20 protein-coding genes are annotated in these 24491 nt (G+C 67.6%); 14 read left to right on the forward strand and 6 right to left on the reverse strand.

Going from position 1 to position 24491, the window contains the following annotated elements:
- Both ACFDSW_RS05140 and ACFDSW_RS05145 read left to right on the forward strand, forming a co-directional pair.
- Positions 1–347 (forward strand): hypothetical protein (locus ACFDSW_RS05140; RefSeq protein ID WP_375249204.1); only part of this gene is annotated, 347 nt, incomplete at its 5' end.
- A 287-nt stretch (positions 348–634) separates the two neighbouring features.
- Positions 635–2665 (forward strand): TonB-dependent receptor, encoded by a 2031-nt coding sequence (locus ACFDSW_RS05145; protein WP_375249205.1) that lies wholly within the window; start codon positions 635–637, stop codon positions 2663–2665.
- A gap of 39 nt (positions 2666–2704) precedes the next feature.
- Here ACFDSW_RS05145 and ACFDSW_RS05150 read toward each other — a convergent pair whose 3' ends face one another.
- Together ACFDSW_RS05150 and ACFDSW_RS05155 are read right to left on the reverse strand one after the other, a co-directional pair.
- On the reverse strand, positions 2705–4237 hold the full coding sequence (locus ACFDSW_RS05150; RefSeq protein WP_375249206.1) for an aminoacyl--tRNA ligase-related protein: 1533 nt from the start codon (positions 4235–4237) through the stop codon (positions 2705–2707).
- Positions 4238–4290: 53 nt separating this feature from the next.
- Positions 4291–5169 (reverse strand): LysR family transcriptional regulator, encoded by an 879-nt coding sequence (locus ACFDSW_RS05155; protein ID WP_375249207.1) that lies wholly within the window; start codon positions 5167–5169, stop codon positions 4291–4293.
- Positions 5170–5270: 101 nt separating this feature from the next.
- On the opposite strand from ACFDSW_RS05155, the gene ACFDSW_RS05160 reads away from it, so the two are divergent.
- Positions 5271–7397: a malate synthase G gene (locus ACFDSW_RS05160; RefSeq protein ID WP_375249208.1), complete on the forward strand. Its 2127-nt coding sequence runs from the start codon at positions 5271–5273 to the stop codon at positions 7395–7397.
- 57 nt (positions 7398–7454) lie between these two features.
- Here the strand turns inward: ACFDSW_RS05160 and ACFDSW_RS05165 are convergent, their stop codons facing one another.
- A complete protein-coding gene (locus ACFDSW_RS05165) occupies positions 7455–8426 on the reverse strand; it encodes a bile acid:sodium symporter family protein (RefSeq protein WP_375249209.1) in 972 nt (323 codons plus the stop codon).
- Between the two features lie 173 nt (positions 8427–8599).
- Here ACFDSW_RS05165 and hppD point away from each other — a divergent pair, with 173 nt between their 5' ends.
- From hppD to ACFDSW_RS05195, 6 genes are all read left to right on the forward strand, one after another.
- Complete coding sequence (gene hppD / locus ACFDSW_RS05170) at positions 8600–9670, forward strand: 4-hydroxyphenylpyruvate dioxygenase (protein ID WP_375249210.1); 1071 nt, start codon at positions 8600–8602, stop codon at positions 9668–9670.
- An 89-nt stretch (positions 9671–9759) separates the two neighbouring features.
- Positions 9760–11058 (forward strand): homogentisate 1,2-dioxygenase, encoded by a 1299-nt coding sequence (gene hmgA / locus ACFDSW_RS05175; protein WP_375249222.1) that lies wholly within the window; start codon positions 9760–9762, stop codon positions 11056–11058.
- Positions 11055–11432, forward strand: a complete 378-nt coding sequence (locus ACFDSW_RS05180) for a Rieske (2Fe-2S) protein (RefSeq protein WP_375249211.1) — start codon at positions 11055–11057, stop codon at positions 11430–11432. Before hmgA ends, ACFDSW_RS05180 begins: the two co-directional genes overlap by 4 nt.
- A gap of 108 nt (positions 11433–11540) precedes the next feature.
- Positions 11541–12542 (forward strand): LLM class flavin-dependent oxidoreductase, encoded by a 1002-nt coding sequence (locus tag ACFDSW_RS05185; protein ID WP_375249212.1) that lies wholly within the window; start codon positions 11541–11543, stop codon positions 12540–12542.
- A 111-nt stretch (positions 12543–12653) separates the two neighbouring features.
- A complete protein-coding gene (gene purE, locus ACFDSW_RS05190) occupies positions 12654–13130 on the forward strand; it encodes a 5-(carboxyamino)imidazole ribonucleotide mutase (protein WP_375249213.1) in 477 nt (158 codons plus the stop codon).
- A complete protein-coding gene (locus ACFDSW_RS05195) occupies positions 13127–14194 on the forward strand; it encodes a 5-(carboxyamino)imidazole ribonucleotide synthase (protein ID WP_375249214.1) in 1068 nt (355 codons plus the stop codon). The genes purE and ACFDSW_RS05195 overlap by 4 nt, the downstream gene beginning before the upstream one ends.
- 137 nt (positions 14195–14331) lie before the next feature.
- Here the strand turns inward: ACFDSW_RS05195 and ACFDSW_RS05200 are convergent, their stop codons facing one another.
- Together ACFDSW_RS05200 and ACFDSW_RS05205 are read right to left on the reverse strand one after the other, a co-directional pair.
- Complete coding sequence (locus ACFDSW_RS05200) at positions 14332–14631, reverse strand: hypothetical protein (protein ID WP_375249215.1); 300 nt, start codon at positions 14629–14631, stop codon at positions 14332–14334.
- An 11-nt stretch (positions 14632–14642) separates the two neighbouring features.
- Complete coding sequence (locus tag ACFDSW_RS05205; protein WP_375249223.1) at positions 14643–17477, reverse strand: M16 family metallopeptidase; 2835 nt, start codon at positions 17475–17477, stop codon at positions 14643–14645.
- Between the two features lie 197 nt (positions 17478–17674).
- Here ACFDSW_RS05205 and ACFDSW_RS05210 point away from each other — a divergent pair, with 197 nt between their 5' ends.
- The 5 genes from ACFDSW_RS05210 to ACFDSW_RS05230 all read left to right on the forward strand — a co-directional run bounded on the left by ACFDSW_RS05210 (position 17675) and on the right by ACFDSW_RS05230 (position 23517).
- Complete coding sequence (locus ACFDSW_RS05210) at positions 17675–18139, forward strand: MarR family winged helix-turn-helix transcriptional regulator (RefSeq protein ID WP_375249216.1); 465 nt, start codon at positions 17675–17677, stop codon at positions 18137–18139.
- A complete protein-coding gene (locus ACFDSW_RS05215; RefSeq protein WP_375249217.1) occupies positions 18127–19554 on the forward strand; it encodes an efflux transporter outer membrane subunit in 1428 nt (475 codons plus the stop codon). Before ACFDSW_RS05210 ends, ACFDSW_RS05215 begins: the two co-directional genes overlap by 13 nt.
- Positions 19551–20774, forward strand: a complete 1224-nt coding sequence (locus ACFDSW_RS05220) for an HlyD family efflux transporter periplasmic adaptor subunit (RefSeq protein WP_375249218.1) — start codon at positions 19551–19553, stop codon at positions 20772–20774. The genes ACFDSW_RS05215 and ACFDSW_RS05220 overlap by 4 nt, the downstream gene beginning before the upstream one ends.
- Positions 20775–20886: 112 nt before the next feature.
- Positions 20887–22428: a DHA2 family efflux MFS transporter permease subunit gene (locus ACFDSW_RS05225; RefSeq protein WP_375249219.1), complete on the forward strand. Its 1542-nt coding sequence runs from the start codon at positions 20887–20889 to the stop codon at positions 22426–22428.
- 54 nt (positions 22429–22482) lie between these two features.
- Positions 22483–23517 (forward strand): NAD-dependent epimerase/dehydratase family protein, encoded by a 1035-nt coding sequence (locus ACFDSW_RS05230; RefSeq protein WP_375249220.1) that lies wholly within the window; start codon positions 22483–22485, stop codon positions 23515–23517.
- Positions 23518–23576: 59 nt separating this feature from the next.
- On the opposite strand, the gene tal is transcribed toward ACFDSW_RS05230, so the two are convergent.
- The coding region (gene tal, locus ACFDSW_RS05235) for a transaldolase (RefSeq protein WP_375249221.1) at positions 23577–24491 on the reverse strand (915 nt) is incomplete at its 5' end.

Raw genomic sequence — 24491 nt, forward strand, 5'->3', positions numbered from 1 at the left:
CCACCCGCGTCCTCACCGAGGCGGCGGTCCAGGGCAAGCAGGACACGCTGATGGGGCTGAAGGAGAATGTCATCGTTGGCCGCCTGATCCCGGCGGGCACCGGCGCTGGCATGAACCGTCTGCGCGTGGCGGCCTCCAGCCGCGATGCCGCATTGCGGGTCCAGCAGCGCAAGTTGCAGGAAGCGATGATCCTCGCCGGCACCGCCGACGAGGTGCGCGCCGCCGAACAGGCGCGTTCCCCGCGCGACGAGGTGGGCACCGGCAACGATCCGCTCGCCGCTGTCGTGCCGTCGGGCACCGGCAGCGATGCCGATGCGGGTGAATATCTGAACGAGGCGGGAGAGTAACTCCTCCCCACCCCATTCGGGTGTGATCGAGAAGCCGCCGTCCGGGATGCCGGGCGGCGGCTTTTTGCTGCGTGCCGACACAGTGCGCGCTTCCGGCGCGTGCGATTTAGCCCCCGCCCCGTCCGGCCCCGCTCCGCCGCTCACACAAATGTTGCGCTCCCATTTCGCTAATGCTAACGGCTCGCAATATAAGAAATAGGGGGTTCTTCATGTTGTCGCGCTTTGTCGCCGTGACGCTCGTCACGGCCACTGGCTTCGTATCGTCTGTCGCGCCTGCAGAACCCGGAATGCCGGCGACGGCCCCCGACACCGCGGAGGAGCGGCCGGTCGACATCGTCGTCACCGGCGTGAAGGAAGCGGGCGGCTATGTGCCGCAGGATACCGGGCTGGCGAAGGTTCCGGCACCGCTGCGTGACATCCCGCAGTCGATCGCGGTCATACCCGCCGAGGTGCTGCTCGATCAGCGCGCGCTTTCCGTTCAGGATGCGCTGAAGAACGTACCCGGCGTTGGCTTTTCCTCCGGCGACGGACAGCGCGATCAAGTGACGATCCGCGGTTTCACCGCCATCGCGGACCAATATGTCGACGGGTTTCGCGACGACGGCCTTTACTTCCGCGACCTGTCGAATGTCGAACGGATCGAGGTGATCAAAGGGCCGGCGGCGGTGCTCTACGGTCGCGGCTCGTCGGGCGGTCTGATCAATCGCGTCACCCGCAAGCCCGATCGCGACGTGACCAGCGCTACATTCTCCGCCGGCTCCTATGACAATCTGCGCGGCGAGCTGGACATCGGCCGGCTCGATACGGACAGCGGCATCGGCGTTCGGCTTACCGGCGCCTATCAGGACAGCGACAGTTTCCGTGCGCAGGGCCGCGTCCGCCGCACCGCCATCGCGCCGTCGTTCGCGCTGGGACGTGGGCAGGATACGTCGATTTTGGTACAGGCGGACTATCTCAACGACCTGCGCGTCAACGATTTCGGCATTCCCGCGGTAAACGGCCGCCCGGTCGCGGTCGATCCGTCAACCTATTATGGCGCGGCCAATGCGCGCGACGCGGATGCGGTGCGCTCGACGGTACTGTCACAGTCGGTGACGCTGCTGCACCGCTTTTCCGACGATCTCAGCTTCCGCAACGGCTTTCGTCACTATCGCTACCAGTTGCAGCGCCGCAACACGTTGCCGAGCCTCGTCAATGCTGCGGCAGGCACGGTCACGCTGACGCACGGCGGCATCGATCGCGACGAGGACGGCTGGTCGAACCAGTCCGAACTGACGCAGGTGGTGCGCGTTGGCGGCATGAAGCATATGTTGCTGTACGGGCTGGAGATCAGCCGGCAGATCAAGGATGCGCGCACGATCGCGTCGCGTACCGTAGCGACCACGTCGCTGCTCGCCCCGGTCAACCCCGTGGTCGACAATGCCCGCTTCACCGCACTGTCCGCCAGCCAGCTCAACCGCTTCGACACGGTCGGCGTCTATGTGCAGGACATGGCGGACTTCGGCCATGGCGTGAAGGCGCTGGTGGGGCTGCGTTACGACGACTACCGACAGCGGACCGAACAGCGCCTGCCCGGGCAGCAGCCGCTCGCCCGTACCGATCGCAACTGGAGCCCGCGTGCGGGGCTGGTCTTCCAGCCGGACGCTGCGCAATCCTATTATGCCTCGTGGAGCCGCAGCTTCCAGCCGAGCGCGGAGGCGTTCGGGCTCGCCGCCAACAACGCGGACATCGCGCCGGAGGAAACCACCAACCGCGAGATCGGCGCGAAATATACGTTGTTCGGCGGGCGGCTGGGATTGCAAGCCGCGGCGTTCATCCTGAAACGCACCGGCATCAAGGGCACCGATCCCTCGACCAACACCTTATCGCCGATCGGCACGCAACGGACGCGCGGCATCGAATTGTCGGGGCAGGTCGACCTCGCCAGCGGGCTGCGCGCCATGGCGGGCTATGCCTATCTGGATGCCGCGATCGTGGCGTCGGCGACGCCGGCGCTGATCGGCACGGGTGCGACGCTGACGCCGGAGCATCAGGCGAACCTGTTCGTCACCAAGGCGTTCGGCGACCGCTTCGGGTTTGGCGCGGGCGGCAATTATGTCGGCGATCGCTGGGCCGATCCGGCCAATACGACGATCCTGCCGCACTACGTCACGGTCGACGCGCTCGCCTGGGCGCAGGTCGGCGCGGTGCGGTTACAGGTGAACGCGTACAATGTGTTCGACCGCCGCTATATCGTATCGGGCCACGGCAGTTCCGCGCTGCTCAATATGCCCGGCGCCCCCCGCAACGTGCTGGTGACCGCACGCGTGGCGTTCTAGGCGGGAGGGGCCGGTGGTGACAGCTACGCCATATGCCGATCAGTAAGACCGGCCGACCAGCACCCGCTCGACCGCCGCATCGCCGGTGAAGATACAGGCGCCATCCGCCGGCGCCTGATCCATCGGCGCGTTGCGCAGCGTCAGTTTCAGCGCCTTCAGCCGCTCGACCACCGTATCGAGCGCGGCGCCGGTCGGCCGCGACCATTGCACTTCCAGCCAGCCAGGGTTCTTTCGCCCCTCGGCGAAATGCGCCTCGACCGTACCCCAGTCTGCAGCGGGGGCGATGTTGGCGTGCAGCCGCGCCTGCGCCTCGGCAAACAGCCCCCCCTGGATCTCCGCCAGCAGATCGCCGACCGCGTCGACGAAGGCATCACGCGCGGTGGCGGCGCTGTCCAGCTTGCCATCGGCGCGATACAGGCGGTCGCGGCGGATCACCGAGACATTCCCCGCCGCCATATCGCGTCCGCCGACCTCGATCACCACCGGCGCGCCCTTTTTCACCCAGCCCCAGCGCTTGTTGGTGGACTTCACCGCCTTGAGATCGAGCAACGCCCGCACCGGCTCGCCCAGCGCGGTTTGCGCGGCAAGCGCCGCCTGCAGCTCCTTGCAATAAGCGATCAGCGCTTCATCTTCCGGCGTGTCGCGCAGCATCGGCACGATCACCACCTGCCACGGCGCGACACGCGGCGGCACGCGCAGCCCGTCATCGTCGCCATGCACCATGATCAGCCCGCCGATCATCCGCGTCGACACGCCCCAGCTGGTCGTCTGCGCGAGTTCGAGCTGGCCCTCCGCGTTCTGGAAGCGGATATTCTGCGCCTGCGCGAAATTGGTGCCGAGGAAGTGAGACGTACCCGCCTGCAGGGCCTTGCCATCCTGCATCATTGCTTCGATCGAATAGGTCGCGACCGCGCCCGGGAAACGTTCGTTCTCCGGCTTCTCGCCCGCCACTACCGGCAGCGCGACGCATTCCTCGGCGAAGCTGCGATACACCTCCAGCATCTTCAGCGTTTCCTCGCGCGCTTCCTCGGCGGTGGCGTGTGCGGTATGGCCCTCCTGCCAGAGGAATTCGGCGGTGCGCAGGAACATGCGGGTGCGCATTTCCCAGCGCACGACGTTCGCCCATTGGTTGATCAACACCGGCAGGTCGCGCCACGACTGAACCCAGCGCGCAAAGGCGTGGCCGATCACCGTCTCGCTGGTCGGACGCACGACCAGCGGTTCCTCCAGCTTCGCGGCGGGATCCGGGGTCAGCCCGCCCTTGCCGTCCGACACCAGCCGGTGATGCGTGACTACCGCCATTTCCTTGGCGAAGCCCTCGACGTGCGACGCCTCCTGCTCGAAATAGCTGAGCGGGATGAAGAGCGGAAAGTAGCAATTCTCATGCCCGGTCGCCTTGATGCGATCGTCGAGCAATCGCTGGATCCGCTCCCAGATGCCATAGCCCCAGGGCCGGATCACCATGCAGCCGCGCACACCCGATTCCTCGGCCAGATCGGCCTCGGTGATGACGGACTGATACCAGGCGGCGAAATCGGCCTCGCGGGAGACGGGGAGCGCATGTTTGATCATGGCGCAGCGGAGTAAAGCCGATGCCGACTTTCGCAAGCCCCCGTCGGTGCGCCTCAATCGGTCATCACCACCTCCGCCAGAAAGGTGAGAAGCGCGGTCACCGCCGCCGGTGCCGCCGCGCCATGCGGATGCACCGCCCAGATCGCGAGATCGTCGGAGCCTTCCCAGTCCGGCAACACCCGCACCAGCGCGCCCGACGCCAGCGCGGCATCGACGTCCCACAACGAGCGTAGCGCGATGCCGACGCCGCCGATCGCCAGATCGCGCACGACCTCGCTGGAGTTGGTGCGGACGTGGCTGACGCCATCGACATCCTCGCGGCGCCGGCCATGCACTAGCCGCCATGGCCATTGCCCGTCCGCGGCGAGCAGACGATGCGACAAAAGGTCCCGCAGCGTGGCGGGCGTACCATGGCGATCGCAATAGGCCGGGCTGGCACAAAGGATACGGCGGTTGGCGCCAAGCCGTCGCGCCGTAAGGCCGGGCGGCACCGTCACCGCGATGCGGATCGCGACATCGATCCGCGCCGCGATCAGATCGACGAAGGCATCGGTCAAGTCGATGTCGAGCGTTACCTGAGGATATTGATCGAGGAAACGCGGCAGATGCGGCACGACGTGAAGCCGCCCGAACGATGTTGGCGCGGTCACGCGCAACGATCCCGAAGGCGCCGCCCGCGCGCCGGTGACACGCCGCTCGGCGGCTTCGATCGCGGCGAGCACCGGTTGCAGGTCGGCGTAGAGCCCCTCCCCCGCCGCGGTCATCGCGACGCGCCTGGTGGTGCGATGCAGCAGCCGCACATCCAGCCGCGCCTCCAGCCGCGCGATCCGCTTCGACACCATCGCGGGCGACAGGCGCAGTGCGCGACCGGCGGCGCTGAGACTGCCGGCATCGACCACCTGGACGAACAGCGCGTAATCCGGATCGAGCACGATCTTTTCCCCAGAGGAGAAGGTGCTTGTCGATCTTACCCGCTACCGAGTCAATCACGGCATCGTTACACATCGTGGGTGCCCGCGAAGGCGGAGCACGCATGATCATCGGGAGAGCGGGAATGTCGGAAACCTATCAGGAACGCGCCGGGCTGCGGGTTGCCGAACGGCTCGCCGCCTTCATCGAATCGCAGGCACTGCCCGGGACCGGCATCGGCCCCGACGCCTTCTGGCGCGGCGTCGCCGACCTGCTGGCGCGCTTCGCCCCGGAAAATCAGGCGCTGCTCGCGACCCGCGACACGATCCAGGCGAAGATCGATGCCTGGCATGATGCCCGTTCCGGCGAGCCGATCGACCAGCCCGCCTATCAGGCGTTCCTGCGCGAGATCGGCTATCTCGTCCCCGAACCCGCACCGTTCGCGATCGGCACGGCGCACGTCGATGCCGAGATCGCGACGCTCGCCGGGCCGCAGCTCGTGGTGCCGATCCTCAACGCGCGCTTCCTGCTCAACGCCGCCAACGCGCGCTGGGGCAGCCTTTACGACGCGCTGTACGGCACCGATGCGCTGCCCGGCACCGCACAGGGCAAGGGCTATGACGCTGCGCGCGGGGCGCAGGTGATCGACTGGGCAAAGAGCTTTCTCGATCGTGCGGTGCCGCTTGCGGAAGGCAGCTGGCGGGGCTGGCGAGGCGGCACCCCGGCCCTGGCGGACCCCTCCCAACTGGTCGGCCACGCAGGCGACAATATCCTGTTGCGCCACCATGGCCTGCATATCGAGCTGGTGGTCGATCGCACCCACGCGATCGGTCGCGACGATCCGGCGGGGATCGCCGACGTGCTGCTCGAATCCGCGCTGACGACGATCTGCGACCTGGAGGATTCGATCGCCGCGGTCGATGCGGCGGACAAGGTGGCGGCCTATGCCAACTGGCTGGGGCTGATGAAGGGGGATCTGGAGGAAACGTTCGAGAAGAACGGCGCCACGATGACGCGGCGGCTGGCGGACGATCGCCGCTATACCGCGCCCGATGGCGCGACGATCACGCTGCCGGGTCGCAGCCTGTTGTTCGTGCGCAACGTCGGCCACCTGATGACCAATCCCGCGATCCTGCTCCCCCGTGGCGACGAAGTGCCCGAAGGGATCCTGGACGCGATCGTGACGTCGCTGATCGGGCTGCACGATCTGAGCGGCAATGGCCGTTTCCGCAACAGCCGCACCGGCTCGATCTACATCGTCAAGCCGAAGATGCACGGCCCGGACGAGGTCGCCTTCACCAACCGCCTGTTCGACGCGGTCGAGGATCTGCTCGGCATGACGCGCCACACGATCAAGGTGGGCGTGATGGACGAGGAACGCCGCACCTCCGCCAACCTCGCGGCCTGTATCCACGCGGTGCGCGACCGGATCGTGTTCATCAACACCGGCTTCCTCGATCGCACCGGGGACGAGATGCACACGTCGATGCGGGCGGGTGCGATGATCCGCAAGGGCGAGATGAAGAACGCCCGCTGGATCGCCGCCTATGAGGATCGCAACGTCCAGATCGGGCTCGCCTGTGGGCTGTCCGGCAAGGCGCAGATCGGCAAGGGCATGTGGGCGGCGCCCGATCGCATGGCGGACATGCTGGAACAGAAGATCGCGCATCCCCGCACCGGCGCGAATACCGCCTGGGTCCCCTCCCCCACCGCCGCGACGCTGCACGCGACGCATTACCACGATGTCGACGTGTTCGCCCGACGCGAGGAACGAAGCGCGGAAGGGATCACCCCGCTCGACGCGCTGCTTGACGTGCCGGTCGCGATCGGCCGCAACTGGCAGCCTGACGAGGTGCGCGAGGAACTCGACAACAATGCGCAGGGCATCCTCGGCTATGTCGTCCGCTGGGTCGATCAGGGCGTCGGCTGTTCGAAAGTGCCCGATATCCACGACGTCGGCCTGATGGAGGATCGCGCGACGTTGCGGATTTCATCGCAACACATGGCGAACTGGCTGCGCCATGGCGTCGCCACCGCCGAGGAAGCGGAGGCGGCGCTGCGGCGGATGGCGGCGAAGGTCGATGCGCAGAACGCCGGTGACGCCGCCTATGAGCCCATGGCAGGGCGCGAGGCCGACAGCCTGGCGTTCCAGGCGGCGCGCGCGCTGGTGTTCGAGGGTGAGGCACAGCCAAACGGCTATACCGAGCCGCTGCTTCACCGTTTCCGCGCCGAGAAGAAAGCCGCCGGATAAGGCGGCGGTCCCATCATCCGTCATGCCCGCCGGGGCGGGGATGACGGATCGGACCGGTCAGTCCGCCCTCCCCTCCTCCAGCCGCCGCGCGATCACCGCACAGGCGATCAGCTGGATCTGATGGAAGAGCATCAGCGGCAGGATCGCCATGCCGACCTGCGCCGTGGGAAACAGCACGCCCGCGATCGGCACGCCCGAAGCGAGGCTCTTCTTCGATCCGCAGAAGAGCAGCACGATCGCGTTCGCCCGGTCGAGCCGCATTGCTTTCGCGCCGTACCAGGTGAGCAGCAGCACGATCGTCAGCAGCGCCGCGCACATCGCCAGTAGCACCGCCATGTCCCCGCCCGACACCTGCCGCCACAGCCCGCCCACCACCGCCGCGCCGAATGCGGTATAGACGACCAGCAGGATCGAACCGCGATCGACCGCCGTGACCAGCGCCTTGCGTCGCCCGATCCACCCGCCGATCCACGGCCGCAGCAGATGACCGAGAACGAACGGCAGCAGCAGCTGCAGCAGGATGCCCTCGACCTGTGCCATGGGCACCTGCGCCTGCCCACTGCCATGACCGCGGATCAGCAGCGTCGCCAGCATTGGCGTCACCACCATCCCGGCAAGGTTGGAAAAGGAGGCGCTGCACACCGCCGCCGCGACATTGCCGCGCGCGATCGAGGTGAAGGCGATCGATGACTGCACCGTCGACGGCAGCAGCGTCAGGAACAGGAACCCCGTGGCCAGCGCGGCCGGCAGAATCGGCAACGCGATCATCGCCAGGCCCAGCAATGGAAAGATTCCGAACGTCATCGCCAGCACTGCCAGATGCAGCGGCCAGGCGCGCAGGCCCCCGATGATCGCCTCACGCGAGAGCTTCGCGCCGTGCAGGAGGAACAGCAGCACGATCCCCGCGTCCGCCGCCCGGTCAAACCCCGTCACCCACACGCCCCGCGGCGGCAGCAGCGACGCGATCACGACGGTGGCGAGCAGCAGCAGAACGAACGGCTCGAACGCGGCAAGGATTCGGCGCAACATGCGCGCGGCTTAGGGGGATTGCGGCAATCACGTAACCCCGTCCGCAACCTGCCCGCTCCACACCCTTGCGGCCGGGCATGTCGATACCCCGGCACCAGGTAACAATTGACACCATCTCCCCTCGGCGGCACACTGGTTTCAATCGTTACTATCTTATGACGAAGGATGCAGACATGGATCATATGGACGTCAACCCCATGGGGCTCGACGGCTTCGAGTTCTGCGAATTCACCTCGCCCGACCCGGATCGCATGGCCGCGCAGTTCGAGCAGCTCGGCTTCGTCGCCGCCGCGCATCACCCGACGCATGATGTGGTGCGGTACAAGCAGGGCCGCATCAACCTGCTGCTCAATCGCATGCCGCAGGGCCAGGCCGCCGATTTCCGTGCCGCGCACGGCCCGTCCGCGAACGGCATGGCATTCCGCGTTCACGACGCACGCGCGGCGTTCGAGGCGGCGCTGGCGCGCGGGGCGAAAGCCGCCGACGCCGGCGCCAGCGCATTGGGCGACGGCTTCTTCGTGCTGGAGGGAATCGGCGGCTCGCTGCTGTATCTGATCGACCGCCACGGCGATGCCGGCACGCTGTATGATGAATGGCGGCAGGTGCCCGGCGCCGAACAGGCGGAGCGCGACAACAATGTCGGGCTCGACCTGCTCGATCACCTGACCCATAATGTAAGGCGGGGCCAAATGCGCGTCTGGGCCGAATTCTACGGCCAGATTTTCGGTTTCGAGGAACAGAAGTATTTCGACATCAAGGGCAAGGCTACCGGGCTGTTCAGCCAGGCGATGATCGCGCCCGATCGCGCGATCCGCATCCCGCTCAACGAAAGCCAGGACGACAAGAGCCAGATCGAGGAATTCATCCGCGATTATAACGGCGAGGGCATCCAGCATCTCGCGCTGACGACGGACGATATCTACGCGACGGTCGAAAAGCTGCGGTCGCGTGGCGTGCGGCTGCAGGATACGATCGAGACCTATTACGAACTCGTCGACAAGCGGGTCCCCGGCCATGGCGAGGATCTCGACCGACTGAAAAGGAATCGCATCCTGATCGACGGCGACGTCGAGAAGGAAGGCATCCTGTTGCAGATCTTCACCGAAAACATGTTCGGGCCGATCTTCTTCGAGATCATTCAGCGCAAGGGCAACGAAGGCTTCGGCAACGGCAATTTCCAGGCGCTGTATGAGTCGATCGAGCTGGATCAGATCCGGCGCGGAGTGATCACCGTCGACGCTTGAGCGGCCGGCGGATAGCGGGGCGGCGCGGAGACAAAGCGCGAAACGGCCGCCCGCGCCCCCGTAGCCCGGCCTGATGGAGAATAGTGATGATGCATGAAGGCGCCCCCTCCTACCTCTCCGGCTTCGCCAATCATCATGCCACAGAGGCGGTCGCTGGCGCATTGCCGATCGGCCGCAACTCCCCGCAGCGCACGCCGTTCGGCCTGTACGCCGAACAGCTTTCCGGCACCGCCTTCACCGCGCCGCGCGGCGAGAACCGCCGTTCCTGGCTCTATCGCCTGCGTCCGACCGCGCAGCATCCGCCGTTCACCCGCTACGACGGGGCACCATACCTCCGCACCGCGCCCTTTGACGACGTACCGCCGAGCCCCAACCGGATGCGCTGGGATCCGCTGCCGCTGCCCGACGCGCCGACCGACTGGATCGACGGTCTGACGAGCTACGGCGGCACCGGGAACGTCGCGGAACAGAGCGGCGTCGGCATCCACGGCTATGTCGCCAATCGCGACATGACACGCGCCTTCTTCTCCGCCGACGGCGAGATGCTGATCGTCCCCCAGCAGGGGCGGCTGGCGATCGATACCGAGTTGGGCCGGATCGATATCGCACCCCTGCAGATCGCGGTGATCCCGCGTGGGGTGCGGTTTCGCGTCGCGCTGCCCGACGGTCAGGCGCGTGGCTATGTCTGCGAAAATTACGGCGCCCTGTTTCGCTTGCCGGATCTCGGCCCGATCGGCGCCAACGGCCTCGCCAATCCGCGCGATATCGAAACCCCGGTGGCGTGGTTCGAGGATCGCGATGAACCATACGCGGTGATCCAGAAGTTCCAGGGCGGTCTGTGGAGCACCACATTGGATCATTCGCCGTTCGACGTCGTCGCCTGGCACGGCAATCTCGCGCCCTATCGCTACGATCTGACGCGCTTCAACACGATCAACACGGTCAGCTTCGATCATCCGGATCCGTCGATCTTCACCGTATTGACCAGCCCCAGCGATACGCCCGGCACCGCCAATTGCGATGTGGTGATCTTCCCGCCGCGCTGGATGGTGGCGGAAGACACGTTCCGCCCGCCGTGGTTTCACCGCAATGTGATGAGCGAGTTCATGGGCCTGATCGCCGGTGAATATGACGCCAAGGAAGGCGGCGGCTTCGTCCCCGGCGGGGCGTCGCTGCACAATCAGATGAACGGCCACGGCCCCGACCAGGCGACACATGCCAGGGCCAGCACCGCCGATCTGAACCCGGTGAAGATCGAGGGCACGATGGCATTCATGTTCGAAACCCGCCATGTTGTGCGGCCGACCCGCTGGGCGGTCGAAACCCCCGCGATGCAGCTTGACTATGACGACGTCTGGCGCGGCTTCGCCAAGGCGCGGCTGCCGTGACGGGCGACGCGCCCGATGAGCCGGCGCGGCTGACCGCGACGCCCGCCGGCGTAACGCTCGGTCCGCTCGACCTGATCGCCGATGGCGCGGCGCGCGCGTTCGTGTTGCAGATGCGGGCGGGCCGGTTCCACGGCTTCGTCGTGCGCCGTGGCACCGCCGTGGCGGGCTTTGTCGATCGCTGCCCGCACATGGGATTGCCGCTGGCGCAGGTGCTCGACCAGTATCTTTCCGCCGACGGCGCATACATCCAGTGCAGCTGGCACGGCGCGCTGTTCGAGGTGGCGGACGGCCGCTGCGTCGGCGGGCCGTGCGCGGGGCAGCGGCTGATGCCCTGGCCCGTCGCGGTGATCGACGAGACGATCCGGACAGCGTGACCCGCCGGCGGGCGGCGACGACACACGCCGCGACGGTGAAGCCGCCCTATTCGGTTGCAAAGCGCAATCCACTGGCGATCACAGCATCACGCCCCCATCTTGCACGACATGACACGTTATTCGCTGCTCGATCTCGTCCCCGTCACCGACACCGGCTCGGTGGCGCAGTCGCTCGCGAACGCCGCGGACCTTGCACGGCACGCAGAGGCACACGGATATCACCGCTATTGGGTGGCGGAGCATCACGGCATGGAGGGGATCGCCTCCGCCGCGACCGCGGTGGTGATCGCGCATGTCGCCCAGGCGACCGCGTCGATCCGCGTCGGCGCGGGCGGGATCATGCTGCCCAATTCGGCGCCACTGCAGATCGCCGAGCAGTTCGGGACGCTGGATGCGCTGTTTCCCGGGCGGATCGACCTTGGGCTGGGACGCGCGCCGGGATCGGACCAGCGTGTCGCACAGGCATTGCGCCGCAACTTGAACAGCGACGCGAACCAGTTCCCCAACGACGTCGTCGAGCTGCAGAGCTATTTCGCCGACGATGGCCGCACCGGCATTCGCGCAACCCCGGGCGCCGGCGCCGCGCCGCAAATGTGGATACTCGGCTCCAGCCTGTTCGGCGCGCAACTCGCCGCGATCCTTGGCCTGCCCTACGCCTTCGCCTCGCATTTCGCCCCCGACGCGCTCGACCAGGCGCTGGCGATCTATCGTCGCGACTTTCGCCCGTCGGCGACGCTCGAGCGGCCCTATGCGATGGCCGGGTTCAACGTCTTCGCGGCGGCGACCCATGACGAGGCGGAGCGGCTTGCCAGTTCGCAGCAGCAATCGTTCGTGGCGCTGCGTACCGGCAATCCGGGCAAGATGAAGCCGCCGGTGGAGGGATATCGTGACAGCCTGCCGCCGTCGCACGCCGCGATTCTCGACCATGCGCTCTCCTGCAGCGCGACCGGCACCCGGGACGAGGTCGCTCGCGGCCTGGCGGCCTTCATCGAGCGCACCGGCGTGGACGAGGTGATGCTGGCCAGCGCGATCTATGATCATGATGCCCGCAAACAGTCACTGGCGCTGGCGGCGGAGGCGATGGACTCGCTGGTGCGCGTCGCGGCCTAGGGCGCGCGATGCTGCCGCGCCAGCGCCTCGCTCGTCGACATGCCGGCGAGCGACCGCCGCCGCCAGCAACTTCGGCTTTACGCGCCTTGCCCACCCCGCTAACCGCGCGCGATGGCGATTGTCGGCATCATCATGGGCTCCACCTCCGATTGGGAGACGATGCGGCACGCGGCGGAGACGCTCGACGCGCTCGGCATCGCGCATGAAACCAAGGTGGTGTCGGCGCACCGCACCCCGCAGCGGCTATACGATTACGCGACCGGCGCGGCGGCGCGCGGGCTGAACGTCATCATCGCCGGTGCGGGCGGCGCCGCGCACCTGCCGGGCATGGCGGCAGCGATGACGCATTTGCCGGTGCTGGGCGTGCCGGTCGAGTCCAAGGCGTTGAAGGGCATGGATAGCCTGTTGTCGATCGTCCAGATGCCCGGCGGCATCCCGGTCGGTACGCTGGCGATCGGCAAGGCGGGGGCGATCAACGCCGCGTTGCTGGCCGCCGCGATCGTCGCCCTGGCCGATCCCGCGCTATCACAACGATTGCAGGCGTGGCGCGCGGCGCAGACCGATCATGTGGCGATCGACCCGGCATGACCGCGCTTCCCCCCGGCGGCACGATCGGCATCCTCGGCGGCGGCCAGCTTGGCCGGATGATCGCCAGTGCGGCGGCGGATCTCGGCTATCGTACCCATGTGCTGGCCCCCGATCGGGAGAGTGTCGCGGCGCAGACCGCGTCGTCGCTGACCCGCGCGGATTATCATAACAAGGTGGTGCTCGCCGACTTCGCCGCGCAATGCGACGTCGTCACCTACGAGTTCGAGAATATCGCGGTTGGCCCGGTCGAATGGCTCGCGGAGCGTGTTCCGGTCTACCCCTCTCCCAAGAGCCTCGCGGTCGCGCAGGATCGCGTGCGCGAGAAAACGTTCGTCGAACAGGTCGGCGGCCGCCCGGCGCGCTGGCAGGCGGTCGACAGCCGCGAGGCGCTGGATGCGGCGATCGCCGCGATCGGCGGGCCGGCGGTGTTGAAGACGACCCGCTTCGGCTATGACGGCAAGGGGCAGGTGCGGCTGCAGGGCGCGGCGGACGCCGACGCGGCGTGGGAGGCGATCGGCGGACCGGCGGTGCTGGAGGCGTTCGTCGAGTTCACGCACGAATTCTCGATCGTCCTGGTACGGGGACGCGACGGCACGATCACCAGCTACCCACCGCCGTGGAACGAGCATCGCAACGCCATCCTGCATCGCTCGACGCTGCCCGCGCCAGCGCCGATCGCGGCGCAATGGACCGAGGCGGCGGCGCTGACCGGGCGGATCGCCGATGCGCTCGACCATGTCGGTGTGCTGACCTGCGAGTTCTTCGCCGGGCCGGATGGTCCGGTATTCAATGAAATGGCGCCGCGCGTTCACAATTCCGGCCATTGGACGATCGAGGGGGCCGCAACGTCGCAATTCGCCAATCACGTCCGCGCGATCTGTGGTCTGCCGCTGGGAGACACCGCCCTGGTCGCCGGGCGCGTCGAGATGGAAAATCTGATCGGCGCGGATTGGGAACGCTGGCCGGATATCGTGGCGGAGCGTGACGCCTATCTTCACCTCTACGGCAAGCGCGAAACCCGCGAGGGTCGGAAGATGGGCCATGTCACCCGGATCACGCGCTGACCCTTACCCGATGTCGCTGACACTTTGAAACGCGCCGGGCGATGCGGCGCGGGCGCATCGAACGGCACCACGCGCCAATAGGAACGGCGCGGCCGGCGTCTCGCCCGCCGCGCCGTCTTGTCCTCGATCGCGATCGATCAGGCGGTGCGCGTCCCGGTCAGCGGGAAGCTGCCAAAGGCGCCCGCGCCGACATTGCCGGTCACATTGTCGCCATCCACCGTCGCGGTGATATCGAGCGTCATCGGCATCGGCGAGGTCATCTGCTGCTTCCACGCCAGCGTAGCGCCGTCGACGGTGCCGGTGACATCCGCCGCGCCCATCGCGCCCGACGCCTGGCCGGTGAAGCTGTTGCCGTCCGCCTTCACCGTCAACGTCAGTTTCTGATCGCCCAGCGGCGATTTCACGGTGCAATCGTAGGTTCCGTCCACTCCGGCCATTATGCTCTCCTTCACTGCGCCGCGGGCGCGGCGGGAGCGGGCGTCGCCCCGCCGGCCACCGCGGCTGCCGGCAAGACCTCGACCGGCAGACCCAGCGAGTCAAGCTGAGGCTTCACCGTCGCCGCCTCGCCGACGACGATCCAGACCAATTTCGCCGGATCGATCGAATTGCGCAGCGACGCCATTGCCTGCGGCAACGTCAACGCGCGATAACGATCGGTGATCGTGGCATAATAATCGTCGGGGCGGCGATACAGATCGTTTGACTGCATCGCCGACAGCACGTCCGCCGAGGTTTCGAAATCGCCCGACAGCGACCGCGTCGACGAATTGATCGCGCGCTCGAACTCCGCCGGGGTCATCGGCTCGGTCGTCAGATAGGCGGCGATATCGCTACGCAGCGCGCGCAGGCTGGCGCCGGTTTGATCCGCCTGTACCGGCGCTGACACCAGATAAGGCGCGGCATAGGCGTTGCGGCTGAAATTGCCCCCCACGCCATAGGACCAGTGCTTGTCCTCCCGCAGATCCATGTTGAGCCGTCCGAGGAAGCTGCCGCCCAGCGCATCGTTCGCCACCAGCACCGGCAACAGGTCATCCGGGCCTTTAAGCCCCGTCTGCATGCCGCCGATGATCAGCGATTGCGGGCTGTCGGGCCGGTCGATCAGGATGACGCGCGGGCTGGCCGAGGCGATCGTCGCGGGAAAGCTCTTCTCCCCCGCGACGCCGCTGGCGCGCCAGTCGCCCAATTGCCGTTCCATCACCGCGCGCACTTCGTCCAGCGGGCGATCGGAGACGACGAACAGCTTCGCCTTGTCGGGTCGCAACCACGCTTGCCGATAGGCGATCAGATCGGCGCGGGTCAGCGCCGTCACCGCCGCCGCATCGCCCGAACCGCGCGCCTTGGCGTAGGGGGTTCCCGGCGAGATCAGCGTCGGCAACACCCGTTGCGCCAGCCCGTTCGGGCTGGTCAGCTCCTGCGCGATCTGAGTCAGCTGCTGCGCCTTGACCCGGGCCAGCTCGCCCTCGGGGAAGGCCGGCGCGCGTGCGATCCGCGCCCATAGAGCGGCACCGGCGGCAAGGTTGGCGCTGGGCACGCGCAGCGACAGGGTGGTGCGATCGAGGCTGCTGCCGGTGCCGATATCGGCACCCAGCCGCTCTTTGGCTTCGGCCAGTTGGATCGAGTTCAGCCCGTCGACGCCCTCGTCGAGCATCGCCAGCGTCAATTGCTGCGTGCCCAATTTACCGGGCACGTCGGCGGCGACGCCCGCATCGAAGCTCAACACCGCCTGCGTCATCGGCACGGTGGCGCGCTGGGCATAGACCAGTTCGATCCCGTTCGACAGTCGCGTGCGCGTCACCGCCGGAAAGCTGAGGGATGCGACCTGCCCCACCCCCGGGATCGGTCCGCGCGTTCCCTTGGGCGCGGGAGTCTCGGCGGCGGGCACGTCCGCCTTGGGCGGCACCTGCGCGTCCGAATAGGCGTCGCGCGCGCCGGGTACGATCAGCAGCTGATAGGCCGGGCGCGTCAGCCAGCGCGCCGCCGCGGCGCGGACCGACGCGGGCGTCTGTGCCGCCAGCGTGGTCAGCTCCTTCTTGTAATGGCCGGGATCGTTCGAATAGAGCGCCCCTTCCGCCAGCGTGACCGCCTTGCCGCCGAAGCCGCCGACCGACTCGAGCCCGGCGATCCGTTCCGACACGCTGCTGGATACCACCCGCCGCACTTCGTCGACCGTCGGCCCGGTGCGGACAAATTCGGCGATCATCTGGTCGATCCGCCGTGCGACGAGGGCCGGATCGACCCCCGGACGAACGACCGCCGTGATCGCGAACGTACCGCCCTGCGCCAGCGTCTGATTATAGGCGGATACCGACACCGCCAGTCTCTCGCCCTTGACCAGGGCATTGTCGAAGCGCGAGCTGGACAGGCCGCCGAGCACCGCCGCCGCGACATCGAGCGGGATCGCATCCGGGCTGTCGACCCCCGGCACCGCCCACGCCTTGGTCAGCATCGTCGCGGCGACGCGATCCTTGATCGTTTCGCTGGCGGGACCGGGCAGCGCCGTGGGGATCGGTGCGGCGGGCGCGACGCTCTTGGGCCCGGCCGGAATCGCGCCGAAATATTTCTCCACCAGCGCACGCGCGGTCGGCAGGTCGACGTCGCCCGCCAGCACCAGCACGGCATTGTTGGGGCCGTAATGGCTGCGGAACCAGTCCTTCACGTCGGCCAGGCTGGCACGATCGAGATCGGCCATCGATCCGATTGTGGTGTGGCCATAGGGGTGATCCGCCGGATACAGCCCCTCGGTCAGCTTGTAGCGCCGCATGCCATAGGGCTGGTTGTCGCCCTGACGCTTCTCGTTCTGGACGACGCCACGCTGCACGTCGAGCGTGCGTTGCGTGATCGCGCCGGTCAGCCAGCCCATCCGATCCGATTCGAGGAACAGGGCGCGATCCAGCGCGGCGGTGGGCACCGTCTCGAAATAATTGGTGCGGTCGAAACTGGTGGTGCCGTTCAGGTCGGTCGCGCCGACCTGCTCCAGCGGTTCGAAGAAATCGCCCGGGGCGTTCTCGCTACCGTTGAACATGAGATGTTCGAACAGATGCGCGAAGCCGGTCTTGCCCTTCGGCTCATGCTTCGATCCGACATCATACCAGACCGATACCGCCACCACCGGCGCCTTCCGATCGGTATGGACGATCACCCGCAACCCGTTGGCGAGCGTGAATTGCTGATAGGGAATGTCGATCGCCGTCACCAGCGCCGACACGGGCGCGGCGGCAGGCAGGCGCTGTCGCGCGGGAGCGGCGTGCGCCACCGGCAGAGCGACCGGCGCGACGGACACCATCAGCGCGGTGCCGAACGACCAAAACGAACGATACGCCAAAACCCACACTCCACCATTCCTGCGACGCTGCATTCCTTACCGTACCGCCACCCGCCGGCAAGCCACGCGCCGGGCGATGTTACCCGAAAACGCCGCATAATCCGCTACGTGACGATAGAGCATTGACTGCTTTGGCAATGGTTGCCAAGGCAATTGATATGGCTTTTTACACGGTCGACAATTTCTTCCCCGATTCGTCGGCGGGCTATCTGGTCCGGGTGTGCAACCAGCTGGGGATGGCCCAGCTTGATGACGCCTTTGCGGACGAGGGGCTGACCGGCATTCAGTGGTCGGCGCTGATATCGATCTATTTCGCGCGCACCCCCACCTGCGCGACGCTGGCGCGCGATCTGGCGCACGACAAAGGGGCGATGACGCGCATGATCGATGTGCTGGAAGAGCGCGGACTGGTCGAGCGGACCCGCGACGCCGAGGATCGCCGCTACATCAACCTGTCGCTCACCCCGGCTGGCGAGGAGGTGACGCAGCGCTGCCGGCTGAAGGTGATCGACTGCTGGAATACGTGGCTGGCGGACTGGTCGGACCACGAGATCGCGACATTGATCGCGCAATTGCAACGGCTACGCGCCACGCTGGAGTCCGCGTCCCCATGCGCCGCCTGATCCCCGCCACCACCGCGCTGCTGGTCAGCGCCTGTGCCATCCCCGCCGCCCCGCCCTCGGTCGCCTCGAAGGGTGCGGCCGATATTGCGCTCACCGGCCCGAGCGTCGTGCTGGCGCCCGATTGGTGGACCGCGCTCGGCGATCCGCAGCTCGATCGGCTCGTCGCCGATGCGCTGGCCGACAACCCGTCGCTCGACGTCGCCGCCGCGCGGGTGCGGCAGGCGCAAGCCGCGCTTGCCCGGCAGGACGCCGAACTGAGCCCCGATGTCGCGCTCGACGCGCAGCTGCAGGGAAGTCGGCTGTCGGGCAACTATACGATCCCGCCGCCCTTCGCCGGGACGGTGCGGGCGCTTGGCACGGGCCAGGCCGGCCTGTCGTGGAGCCTCGACCTGTTCGGCCGGCAAAAGGCCACGATCGCCAGCGCCGCGGCGCAGGCGCGCGCCGCCGCCTATGACCTCGCCGCGGCGCGCCTGATGCTCGCCGGCGCGGTGGTGCAAAGCTATGCCGAGGTGGCGCGTGCCGAACGCCGCGCCGCGATCGCGTCCCGCACGATCGCCGCGCGGGACCAATCGCTGGGCCTGGTACAGGTGCGCGAACGCAACCGGCTGGCCAGCCGCCTCGATATCGAGGCGGCATCGACGCTGCTCGCCCAGGCGCGGCTGGCGCTGGTGCAGGCGCAGGCGGCGCGTGTGTTGGCCACCCAGGCGCTCGCCGCACTGGCGGGGCGCGGCAGCGACTATGCCGCGACGATCGGCGCCACCCGCCTGCCCGCCACCAACGCGCTGCCGGTGCCTGCGCGCCTGCCCGCCGACCTGCTCGCACGCCGTGCCGATATCGCCGCCGCGCAGGCGCGCGTGCTGGCAGCGGCGGCGGGACGACAAGTGGCGCGACGCGCCTTCTACCCCAATATCAACCTGTCCGCGCTGATAGGATTGCAGGCGATCGGCTTCGGCAATTTCGTCGATCTCGACTCCGGCACGGCGGGGGCCGGCGCCGCGATCCACCTGCCGCTGTTCGATGCGGGGCGGCGCAAGGCCGATCTCGCCAACGCCACTGCGCAGCTTGATGCGGCAACCGCCAGCTACAATCAGGCGATCGTCGACGCGGCGCATCAGGCCGCCGACGGGATCGCGCGCGTTCGCGCCAGCGATATCGCGCTCGCGCGGCAGCAGGATGTCGTGAACGGCTTTGCCGAAACCAACCGCCTCAATGCTGTGCGGGTACAGAGCGGGCTGAACAGTCGTCTCGACCTGGTCGACAATGACGTTCGGCTGCTCGACGCCGAACTGGCCGTCGCCAATCTGTCGATCGATGCACTCGCCGCGCGCGCGCAGCTCGCCACCGCGCTTGGCGGCGGGTTCGCCCCCGTCGAGGATCTCCCCCTTCCGCTTTCCGCGCAGGAACGCCGCCCATGACCGATACCACCATCGACCACGATCGCCCCGCGACACCCGACGAGGCCGCGCCGGCTTCCGCCCCCACCTCCCCGGCCACGCCCACGCCCGCGCCCACCGGGCGGCCCCGTGCCCGGCGGCGCGCGCTGCTGATCCTCGCCGTCGTCGTCGTCATCGCCGCGATCGTCTGGGCGGTGTTCCACTTCCTGCTCGCCACCCCGCAGGAGGAAACCGATGACGCCTATGTCGCCGGGGATGTGGTCGCGATCACCGCGCGCGATCCGGGCACCGTCTTGGCGCTGCATGCGGACAATACGCAAAGCGTCACCGCCGGCCAGCCGCTGATCGATCTCGATCCCACCACCGCCGACGTCAATCTGGCCGCGGCGGCGGCCGAACTGGCGCGGGCGGTGCGCGCCACCCGCGCCGACTTCACCCGCGTCAGCCAGTCCGACGCCGGCATCGTCCAGGCGCAGGCCGAGCTCGAACGGGCGCGCAACGATTACGCTCGCCGCCGTGGCGCCGCCGCCGAGGGCGCGGTGTCGGGCGAAGAACTGTCGCACGCCGCCGACGCGGTGAAGGTCGCCAGCGCCAATCTGCGACTGGCGCAGGAACAGCGGCGGCAGGCGCAAAGCACGGTGCAGGGCACCGAAGTGGACACCAATCCGGCGGTGCTGGCCGCGATCGCCGCCTATCGCCGCGCCGCCATCGTGCGCGGGCATATGCACGTCACCGCGCCGATCGACGGCGTCGTCGCGCAGCGCACCGTGCAGGTCGGGCAACAGATCGCCGCCGGCACGCCGCTGATGGCGATCGTCCCGCTCGATCGCCTGTGGGTCGACGCCAATTTCCGCGAGACGCAATTGAAGGACCTGCGCATCGGCCAGCCCGCGACGCTGGTGGCGGACATGTACGGCGACGATATCGTCTATCACGGCCGGGTCGCGGGGCTGGGCGCCGGCAGCGGCAACGCCTTCGCCTTGTTGCCGCCGCAGAACGCCAGCGGGAACTGGATCAAGATCGTTCAGCGCGTCCCCGTCCGCATCGCGCTGGATGCCAGGGAGCTACGCGCCAACCCGCTACGGATCGGCCTGTCGGTCACCGCCACCGTCAATACCAGCAGCCTAAACGGCGCGCGCCTCGCCGCCGCCGCGACGCAGCCGTATCGCGGCGACACGACGCAAGGCACCACGCCCGAGGTGGAAGCGCGCATCCGGCAGATCGTGGCGGCGAACCGGTGAAGTCGTCCCGCCCCCCCATCGCGCGGCGCGCGGCCCGGGGCGTTGCCCCGGCACGCATCGACCCTCGCCATGCTACGCCGGGGTTCCCTCGATCTGACGGGGATCGCCCCTGATGGCCGCCGCGCCGCCTGCCCCGCCCCCGCTCAGCGGCGTTCGCCTCGGCGTCACCGCGCTCGCCCTCGCGCTCGGCACCTTCATGATGGTGCTCGACAGCACGATCGCGAACGTGTCGCTGCCCACTATCGCTGGCAATCTCGGCGTATCGAGCGACAATTCGACCTGGGTCGTCACCTTCTTCGCGGTCGCCAACGGGGTCGCGGTGCCGCTGACCGGATGGCTGATGCGGCGCTTCGGCGTGGTGAAGGTATTCTGCGTCTCGGTGATGCTGTTCACGTTCGCCTCGTTCCTGTGCGGCATAGCGTGGAGCCTCAATTCGCTGATCGCCTTCCGCGTGCTCCAGGGCGCGGTGTCGGGGCCAATGATGCCCGGCAGCCAGGCGCTGCTGATCGCGATCTTCCCGCCGCAGAAACGTGCCACCGCGCTCGGCATCTGGTCGATGACGACGCTCGTCGCACCGATCATGGGCCCCGTGCTGGGCGGCTACATCTCCGACAATTATCATTGGTCGTGGATCTTCCTGATCAACGTTCCCTTCGGAATCGTCGCGGGGCTGATCTGCTGGACCAACCTGCGCTCGCGCGAGACGCCGACGATGAAGCTGCCGATCGATACGGTCGGCCTGGCGCTGCTCGTCATCTGGGTTGGCTCGATGCAGGTCATGCTGGACCTGGGGAAGAACGCCGACTGGTTCAACGATCCTGTGATCGTCGTGCTGACGGTGACCGCGGCGGTGGCGTTCGTCGCCTGGGTGATCTGGGAACTAACCGACGCGAACCCGACCGTCGACCTGACATTGTTCGCGCGCCGTAATTTCTGGATCGGCAATCTCGCCTTCGCGCTGGGCTATGCGGTGTTCTTCGCCAACACGCTGATCCTGCCGCTGTGGCTGCAAACGCAGCTTGCCTATACCGCCACCTGGGCGGGGCTCGTCGCCGCACCCAGCGGGCTGGTCGCGGTGATCCTGACGCCGATCGTGGCGCGCATTTCCGGCAAGATCGATGCGCGCATACTGGCGACGGTCGCGTTCCTGGGCTTCGCCATCAGCTACTGGCTGCGCTCCGGCTATACCACGCAGGCGAGTTTCACTGATCTGATGCTGCCGCTGCTGGTACAGGGCGTGTCGATGAGCACCTTCTTCGTGGCGATGCTCACCATCTCGCTCGACAAGATCCCGCCGGAGCGGCTGCCGTCGGCAACCGGCATCTCCAACTTCTGCCGCATCACCGCCGGCAGCTTCGCGGCGTCGATCATCACCACCGCATGGGATCGGCGCGAGGCACTGCACCAGAGCCGCCTGGCGGAAGCGATCGGTACGGGCGTACCATATCGGATGGCCGCCGATCAGATGCAGCGCCTCGGGCTCAACGCGACGCAGGCGGCGGGCGCGGTGACGCGGCAGATGGTCGGCCAAGCCTATCTGCTTGCCTCGACCGACCTGTTCCGGCTGTCGGCGTGGCTCGCGGGCGGGCTGACCGTCCTGGTCTGGCTGGTGCGGCGCCCCGCCGCGCATGATGGGCCGGTCGCGGCGGATTGACGGCGCCTACCCCGCCCGCCTAGCGCGGCGGGGGGATCGCAGGAGAGCCACGCCATGATCACGCAAGGCGCCGGGACCACGCGGGGCGCCGGGACCACTCTGGTGACCGGCGCCGCCGGCTTTATCGGCATGGCGGTGGCGGATGCGTTGCTGGCTCGTGGAGAGCATGTCGTCGGCGTGGACGTGCTCAACGATTATTACGACCCGCGGCTAAAGCATGACCGCCTCGCCCATCTCGCCGGGCGGCATGGCGGGCGTTTCACGTTCCATCGTGTCGACTTCGGGGACATGCTCGCGCTGGAAACGGCGCTGGCGGATATCGCGATCGAGCGCATCATTCATCTCGGCGCGCAGGCCGGCGTGCGCTATTCGCTCGAACACCCGCACGCCTATGTCCATGCCAATCTGACCGGCCATCTCAACCTGCTCGAACTCGCCCGCCGGCGGCAGGTGCGGCACCTCGTCTACGCCTCGTCGTCCTCGGTATATGGCGGCAACGACACCCTGCCGTTCCGGGTCGAGGATCGCTGCGATCATCCCGTCTCGCTCTATGCCGCGACCAAACGCGCCGACGAGCTGATGAGCGAAACCTATGCCCATCTCTATCGCCTGCCGCAGACGGGGTTGCGCCTCTTCACGGTTTATGGCCCCTGGGGTCGGCCCGACATGGCGATGTGGCTGTTCACCGACGCGATCCTGGCGGGCCGCGCGATCAAGGTGTTCGGCGATGGTCAGATGCAGCGCGATTTCACCTATATCGACGATATCGTCGCCGGAGTGATCGCGGCCCACGATCACCCGCCCGGCGATGATGGCGCCCTCAAGCCCGGGGGAAGCCGATCGCCACATGCCCTGTACAATATCGGCAACAACCGCGCCGAGGAACTGGGGCGAATGATCGACCTGATCGAGGCGGCCTGCGGCCGCCGCGCGATCCGCGAGCTACAGCCGATGCAACCCGGCGACGTTCGCGCGACCTACGCCGATATCAGCGCGATCCAGCGCGACCTCGGTTTCACGCCGACGATTCCGATCGAACGCGGCGTGCCTGCGTTCGTGGCCTGGTTCCGTCAGTATCACGGGGTGTGAGGGACGGGGGCCGGGGCGGCGCGCGGCGTAACGCACGCCCCCCGCCGCCCCCCGGTCGATCACGCCGCCGCGGGTTGCTTCTTCTCGATGACCGCCAGCAGATCGTCGAACGATTTGGAGAAGCTCGCCACGCCTTCCTCCACCAATTCCCTGGTCACGCCGTCAAGGTCGAGGCCGAGCCGCTCGGTTTCCGCCAGGACGCGACGGGCGTCGTCGACATCGGCGGCCAGTGTCGGCGCGACCGTGCCATGGTCGCGGAAAGCATCCATCGTCTTGGGGGGCATCGTGTTCACCGTATCCGCGCCGATCAGCGTGTCCACGTACAGCGTATCGGGATAATCGGGGTTCTTCGTGCCCGTCGACGCCCACAACAGCCGTTGGGGCTGCGCGCCCTTCGCCGCCAGCTTCTGCCAGCGGTCGGAGGCGACGAATTCCTCATACCAGGCATAGGCCAGCTTGGCATTGGCGATCGCCACTTTTCCCTTCAGCGCCTTGGCCTCCTCGCCACCGACGCCGGCATCGATCTTGTCATCGATCTTGCTGTCGATGCGGCTGACGAAGAAGCTCGCGACGCTGGCGATCCGGTCAATCGGCAGGTCTTTCGCGACGCGCTCCTCCAGCCCCTCGACATAGGCCATCGCCACCTTCTTATAGGCCGCGATCGAGAACAGCAGCGTGACGTTGACGTTGATGCCCTTGGCGATCGTGTCGCGGATCGCGCGGACGCCATCGTCCGTCCCGGGGATCTTGATCATCAGGTTCGGGCGATCGACCGCCTGCCACAACCGCGCCGCTTCTTCGGCGGTTTCCGGTCCCTTCATCGCCAGATAGGGCGACACTTCGAGGCTGACATAGCCGTCCTTCGCGTTCAGGCGATCATAGACCGGGCGCAGCGTGTCGCAGGCCGCCTGGATATCCTTGATCGCCTCGCTCTCGTAACGCTCCATCGCGCTGGCATCGGGATGCGCCTTGTT

Source organism: Sphingomonas sp., assembly GCF_042091075.1.
Lineage (GTDB): Bacteria > Pseudomonadota > Alphaproteobacteria > Sphingomonadales > Sphingomonadaceae > Sphingomonas.

What these genes read in the sequence shown, in the direction of transcription:
- ACFDSW_RS05145 (WP_375249205.1), top strand. Translation starts at nt 635, where the DNA reads ATGCCGGCGACGGCCCCCGACACCGCGGAGGAGCGGCCGGTCGACATC.
- ACFDSW_RS05150 (WP_375249206.1), bottom strand. Translation starts at nt 4,237, where the DNA reads ATGATCAAACATGCGCTCCCCGTCTCCCGCGAGGCCGATTTCGCCGCC.
- ACFDSW_RS05160 (WP_375249208.1), top strand. Translation starts at nt 5,271, where the DNA reads ATGATCATCGGGAGAGCGGGAATGTCGGAAACCTATCAGGAACGCGCC.
- ACFDSW_RS05165 (WP_375249209.1), bottom strand. Translation starts at nt 8,426, where the DNA reads ATGTTGCGCCGAATCCTTGCCGCGTTCGAGCCGTTCGTTCTGCTGCTG.
- hppD (WP_375249210.1), top strand. Translation starts at nt 8,600, where the DNA reads ATGGATCATATGGACGTCAACCCCATGGGGCTCGACGGCTTCGAGTTC.
- hmgA (WP_375249222.1), top strand. Translation starts at nt 9,760, where the DNA reads ATGCATGAAGGCGCCCCCTCCTACCTCTCCGGCTTCGCCAATCATCAT.
- ACFDSW_RS05185 (WP_375249212.1), top strand. Translation starts at nt 11,541, where the DNA reads ATGACACGTTATTCGCTGCTCGATCTCGTCCCCGTCACCGACACCGGC.
- purE (WP_375249213.1), top strand. Translation starts at nt 12,654, where the DNA reads ATGGCGATTGTCGGCATCATCATGGGCTCCACCTCCGATTGGGAGACG.
- ACFDSW_RS05195 (WP_375249214.1), top strand. Translation starts at nt 13,127, where the DNA reads ATGACCGCGCTTCCCCCCGGCGGCACGATCGGCATCCTCGGCGGCGGC.
- ACFDSW_RS05200 (WP_375249215.1), bottom strand. Translation starts at nt 14,631, where the DNA reads ATGGCCGGAGTGGACGGAACCTACGATTGCACCGTGAAATCGCCGCTG.
- ACFDSW_RS05205 (WP_375249223.1), bottom strand. Translation starts at nt 17,477, where the DNA reads ATGGTGTCCGTCGCGCCGGTCGCTCTGCCGGTGGCGCACGCCGCTCCC.
- ACFDSW_RS05210 (WP_375249216.1), top strand. Translation starts at nt 17,675, where the DNA reads ATGGCTTTTTACACGGTCGACAATTTCTTCCCCGATTCGTCGGCGGGC.
- ACFDSW_RS05215 (WP_375249217.1), top strand. Translation starts at nt 18,127, where the DNA reads ATGCGCCGCCTGATCCCCGCCACCACCGCGCTGCTGGTCAGCGCCTGT.
- ACFDSW_RS05220 (WP_375249218.1), top strand. Translation starts at nt 19,551, where the DNA reads ATGACCGATACCACCATCGACCACGATCGCCCCGCGACACCCGACGAG.
- ACFDSW_RS05225 (WP_375249219.1), top strand. Translation starts at nt 20,887, where the DNA reads ATGGCCGCCGCGCCGCCTGCCCCGCCCCCGCTCAGCGGCGTTCGCCTC.
- ACFDSW_RS05230 (WP_375249220.1), top strand. Translation starts at nt 22,483, where the DNA reads ATGATCACGCAAGGCGCCGGGACCACGCGGGGCGCCGGGACCACTCTG.